The following is a 4478-nucleotide window of genomic DNA, read 5'->3' as shown; positions in this document are numbered from 1 at the left end:
GCGACCATCGCGCCCAGGTCCAGGGAGACCAGCCGCTTGTTCTTCAACGACTCCGGGACGTCGCCCTTCACGATCCGCTGCGCCAGGCCCTCGACGACGGCCGTCTTGCCGACGCCGGGCTCACCGATCAGCACCGGGTTGTTCTTCGTACGGCGCGACAGGACCTGGACGACCCGGCGGATCTCCTGGTCGCGGCCGATCACCGGGTCGAGCTTGCCCTCGCGGGCGGCCGCGGTGAAATCGGTGCCGAACTTCTCCAGGGCCTTGTACTGACCCTCGGGATCGGGGGTGGTCACCCGCCGTCCTCCTCGTGCGTTCTCGAAGGCGGCCAGCAGCTTCTTCGCGCTCGCGCCCTGTTGGACAAGGACCTCACCGGCCGCGCCGCCCTTGGCGGCGACGGCGATGAGGAGGTGTTCTGTGGAGAGGTACTCGTCGCCGAGCCTGCCGGCCTGTGCATCGGCCTCGGCGAGTACGGCGAGCAGGTCGCGGGTGGGCTGCGGGGGCGCGACCGTGGAGCCGGTGACGCTGGGCAGGGCGGCCAGCAGCCGCTCCGCTCCGTTGCGCACGGCGGCCTGGTCGGCCTCGGTGGCGGCGAGGAGGTCGGTGACGTTCTCGTTGTCCTCGCCGGCGAGCAGGGCCAGCAGCAGGTGCGCGGGGGTCAGGTCCGCGTGGCCGTCCTTGACGGCCCTGCTGGTGGCTGCGTTCAGCGCGTCCCGGCTCTTGTTGGTCAGCTCGGCATCCACCTGCGACTTCTCCTCTCCGTACGGCTTCATGCGGCGCGTGCACCAGCCATGGATCTGACATGGTCAACGTGCACAAAGTTGAGTCTATTCCACTCAAGGACGGAGCCGTACCCTTCGCGCATGTCCCATGACGTACTCAACCCGACGCCCGAGTACCTCGCCTTCTGGCAGGAGCGGCACGTCTGCACCCTCACCACACCGCGCCCCGACGGCACGCCGCACGTGGTGCCGGTGGGCGTGACGTACGACCCGGAGGCCGGCCTGGCGCGGGTGATCAGCAACAAGCACAGCAAGAAGATCCGCAACGTCCTGGCCGCCCAGGCGGGGCCGCAGGGCGGCGCGCGGGTCGCGGTCTGCCAGATGGAGGGGCGCCGCTGGGCCACTCTCGAAGGGCGCGCGGTGATCCGTACGGACGAGGCCTCGGTCGCCGAGGCGGTACGCCGCTACGCGGAGCGGTACGGGCGGATGCCCTCGCCCAACCCGGACCGGGTCGTCATGGAGATCGCCCTGGACCGGGCCATGGGGCGCGCCTGAGCGGCACCCGGCGGGCTTCGAAGTTGTCCGGTTCAACTACTGGACGCGGACATCACAACGGCGCCATCGTGGTCAGGTCCACGATGGCGCCGTTGTGTGGGGGTAGCGCCTGAGCGATCTGCAACGACGGGGGAATCGCTTCAGGCACTGCGGGGGGTGGCGGTGGTGATATCGGGTTCGAAGAGCTGGTGATCGCGCTGATCCAGATTGACGAAGACCATGCCGTACCTGACCTCGCAGCGGACGGGCTGCGGCGCGCCCCGGGGGCGGCGCAGGCAGCGGTAGGCACGGACGTCTTCGTCCTCCTCGCGAACCACGACGATCGGCTGGCCGAACAGGGTGACCATCAACGAATCGCCGACGTGGGGGATGGCGGTGGCAAGGTCGATGAACTGCCACCCTGAGCGGTACGCGGAGGCCATCTCGCGGCGGAAGCCGCGGTCATCGGGGGTCATGCGGATCCCTCCCCAGAAGGCCCGGTGTGCCCATCCGTGCCGGGCTCGGCGGGCATCGCGTGCCAGCCGGTGTCCGCCTGAACAGAACCCGCACCCTCTGCTCCGGCGCCACCACCTCCCAGTGCCGCATAGGCTGCAATAGTGGAGAAAAGAACGGCAAGCGCCGAGCGAAGCATTCTCTTGTACATGGTCGGCTTCGTCCTCACTTGATGGAATCCTCTCCCCCGCGTGTCAGACGATGGCTCATTTGGGCACGTCAATGCCACAGGCACGATGCATCATGTTCTTGCATGTTCAGGACCCTGGGGGGTGGAGATTTGCCCAATATCAGCATAAATCCGACACATCGCCACCCCGTCACGGAGCTTTGCGACGAAGGCAGGCGGCTCTACGCGGCCGCCCTCAGCGCGGGCCGCGTAGCCCGGGCGGATATCGCGAACGCCCCCTGCTTGCTGGAATTCGCGCTCCTGCACCCAGACCCTGATGACGAAAACTCGCTCCGTCCGGTTCCACCGGCCGTGGCCCTCGCCCAGCGCCTGCATCCCCTGGAGCGGGAGATCCAGGACCGCCGCCGCCATTCGGTCGAACTGACGGACTCCTTCGAACCGTTCATGACCATCAGTGCGCAGACCCCTTCGAGCACGCACGCCATCACCGTGCTGGAGGGGTTCGACTCGATCAGCGCGGCCCTCGACCTCGCTTCCGCCGAGTGCCACACCGAGGTACTGACCGTACAGCCCGGCGGGGGCCGGCCCACGATCTCCCTGACCCAGGCCCTCGAACGCGAACAGCCCCTGCTCGACCGCGGCGTCAGCATCCGCACCCTTTACCAGCACACGGTCCGGCACAGTCAGGGCACGCTCGCCTATGTGGACCGCATCTCGAAGGGAAAGGTTGAGATCCGCACTCTTGAGGAACTCATCGAGCGCCTCATCGTATTCGACCGTACCGTGGCCTTCATTCCGGCCCGTGACGACCGGCGGATCGCCCTCGAACTGCGGCACCCCGGACTGGTCGAGTATCTCGTGAAGGTGTTCGAGCAGCTGTGGCGGCGCGCCACGCCCCTGAACGAGGAAGTGACCTACACGCCCACCCCCGAAGGGATTTCGGGCGTCCAGCGGTCCATTGCACAGCTCCTCGTCGAGGGACACGTGGACGAGGCCATCGCCCGCCGGCTGGGGATGAACGTACGCACCTGCCGCGCGCACATCGCCAAGCTCGCCTCCGCCCTGGGCAGCGGCAGCAGGGCCCAACTCGGCTTCCTCATCGCCAAGTCGGGGATCCTCAAGGACCAGGAGCTCTGAGAAGGGCCCCCGAGGGCCGCCACAGGCCCTGCGGCGGCGCCGCGGGCCCGCGGATACGGCGAAGGCCCCGGTCCACCGGACCGGGGCCTTCGTGCGCCTGCTGCGGGTGTGTCTGCGGCCGCGCTGCGGCAGCGGATCAGTCCTGCGGCCGCTTGGGGCGCCACACGACCAGCGCGTTGCCCGGCACCGGCGGCTGGTACGGGACCAGGTCGCGGCGGTACGAGGCGTGGACCTGGGCCTCGCGCTGCTGGAGCACCGCGGCGGCGCCGTCGACCGCCGCCGAGAGCTCGGCCACGCGCTGCTGGAGCGCGGCTACCTGGTTCTCCAGCTCGATGATCCGCTTGATGCCCGCCAGGTTGATGCCCTCGTCCTGGGACAACGCCTGCACCGTGCGGAGCAGTTCGATGTCGCGGGCCGAGTAGCGCCGGCCGCGGCCGGCCGTACGGTCCGGGGAGACCAGGCCGAGACGGTCGTACTGGCGGAGGGTCTGCGGATGCAGGCCCGAGAGCTGGGCGGCCACCGAGATCACGTAGACCGGTGTCTCATCGGTCAGTTGGTAGTGGCTCCTGCGGCGGCCGTCCATGTCATGCTCCCTTCGCGGACTCGAACAGCATGGCGCGCGGGTCTTCCGACCCGCTCGCGTCGCGGTACATCTCCAGCGCCTCACGGGCCTTGTCGGACAGCTCCGCCGGGACGGCCACCTCGACCGTCACCAGCAGGTCGCCGCGGGTGCCGTCCTTGCGGACCGCACCCTTGCCGCGGGCCCGCATCGTGCGGCCGCCCGGCGTGCCCGGCGGCAGTTTCAGCGTCACCGCGGGGCCGTTCAGCGTCGGTACCTTGATGTCGGCGCCCAGCGCGGCCTCGGCGAACGTCACCGGCACGGTCACCGTGAGGTTGTCGTCCTTGCGGCCGAACACCGGGTGCGAGTCGACGTGCACGACGACATACAGATCGCCGGCGGGCCCGCCGCGCTCACCCGGCGCGCCCTTGCCGCGCAGCCGGATCCGCTGGCCGTCGAAGACGCCCGCCGGGATCCGGACCTGCATCGTCCGGGAGCTGCGGGCCCGGCCACTGCCCTTGCAGATGTCGCAGGGGGTCTCCGCGATCAGGCCGCGGCCCTTGCAGTCCGCGCAGGGGTCGGTCAGCGAGAAGCCGCCGCCGCTGCCGCGCGAGACCTGGCCGGTGCCGACGCAGGTCGGGCACACCCGGGGGGTGCCGTTCTTGTCGCCGGTGCCCGAACAGGCCTTGCACGGGGACTGGGAGGACATCCGGAGCGGGACCGTGGCCCCGTCCACCGCCTCCGTGAAGGAGAGGGTGACCTCCGACTCGACGTCCTGGCCGCGGGGGGGGGGGGGGGGGGGGGGGGGGGGGGGGGGGGGGGGGGGGGGGGGGGGGGGGGGGGGAGGAACAACAAGAGGGCGACCAGAAACAGGGACCCCACA

Annotated in this window: 5 protein-coding genes and 1 pseudogene; 2 read left to right on the top strand and 4 right to left on the bottom strand. The window is 70.0% G+C overall.

Features of this window, described 5'->3' with window-relative positions; genetic code table 11:
• Nucleotides 1-743 (bottom strand): Clp protease N-terminal domain-containing protein (locus tag ACZ7GJ_RS33130; RefSeq protein WP_470756949.1); only part of this gene is annotated, 743 nt, incomplete at its 3' end.
• A 120-nt stretch (nt 744-863) separates the two neighbouring features.
• On the opposite strand from ACZ7GJ_RS33130, the gene ACZ7GJ_RS33125 reads away from it, so the two are divergent.
• Nucleotides 864-1277: a pyridoxamine 5'-phosphate oxidase family protein gene (locus tag ACZ7GJ_RS33125; protein WP_470756941.1), complete on the top strand. Its 414-nt coding sequence runs from the start codon at nt 864-866 to the stop codon at nt 1275-1277.
• 140 nt (nt 1278-1417) lie between these two features.
• Here ACZ7GJ_RS33125 and ACZ7GJ_RS33120 read toward each other — a convergent pair whose 3' ends face one another.
• Nucleotides 1418-1738 carry a (2Fe-2S)-binding protein gene (locus ACZ7GJ_RS33120; RefSeq protein WP_365922917.1) on the bottom strand — a complete coding sequence of 107 codons (321 nt, stop codon included), beginning with the start codon at nt 1736-1738 and terminating at the stop codon, nt 1418-1420.
• A gap of 284 nt (nt 1739-2022) precedes the next feature.
• Here ACZ7GJ_RS33120 and ACZ7GJ_RS33115 point away from each other — a divergent pair, with 284 nt between their 5' ends.
• Nucleotides 2023-3036: a helix-turn-helix transcriptional regulator gene (locus ACZ7GJ_RS33115; RefSeq protein ID WP_365922905.1), complete on the top strand. Its 1014-nt coding sequence runs from the start codon at nt 2023-2025 to the stop codon at nt 3034-3036.
• A 136-nt stretch (nt 3037-3172) separates the two neighbouring features.
• Here ACZ7GJ_RS33115 and ACZ7GJ_RS33110 read toward each other — a convergent pair whose 3' ends face one another.
• Nucleotides 3173-3619, bottom strand: coding sequence for a heat shock protein transcriptional repressor HspR (locus tag ACZ7GJ_RS33110; protein ID WP_365922903.1), 447 nt, complete (start codon nt 3617-3619; stop codon nt 3173-3175).
• Between the two features lies 1 nt (nt 3620).
• A pseudogene (locus tag ACZ7GJ_RS33105) lies at nt 3621-4379 on the bottom strand (DnaJ C-terminal domain-containing protein); the annotation flags it as partial.
• Nucleotides 4380-4478: the final 99 nt, after the last annotated feature.

The sequence above is a fragment of the Streptomyces sp. NPDC037242 genome, assembly GCF_055604165.1.
This window is presented reverse-complemented; position numbering and strand designations above follow the sequence as displayed.

What these genes read in the sequence shown, in the direction of transcription:
- ACZ7GJ_RS33125 (WP_470756941.1), top strand. Translation starts at nt 864, where the DNA reads ATGTCCCATGACGTACTCAACCCGACGCCCGAGTACCTCGCCTTCTGG.
- ACZ7GJ_RS33115 (WP_365922905.1), top strand. Translation starts at nt 2,023, where the DNA reads ATGTTCAGGACCCTGGGGGGTGGAGATTTGCCCAATATCAGCATAAAT.
- ACZ7GJ_RS33110 (WP_365922903.1), bottom strand. Translation starts at nt 3,619, where the DNA reads ATGGACGGCCGCCGCAGGAGCCACTACCAACTGACCGATGAGACACCG.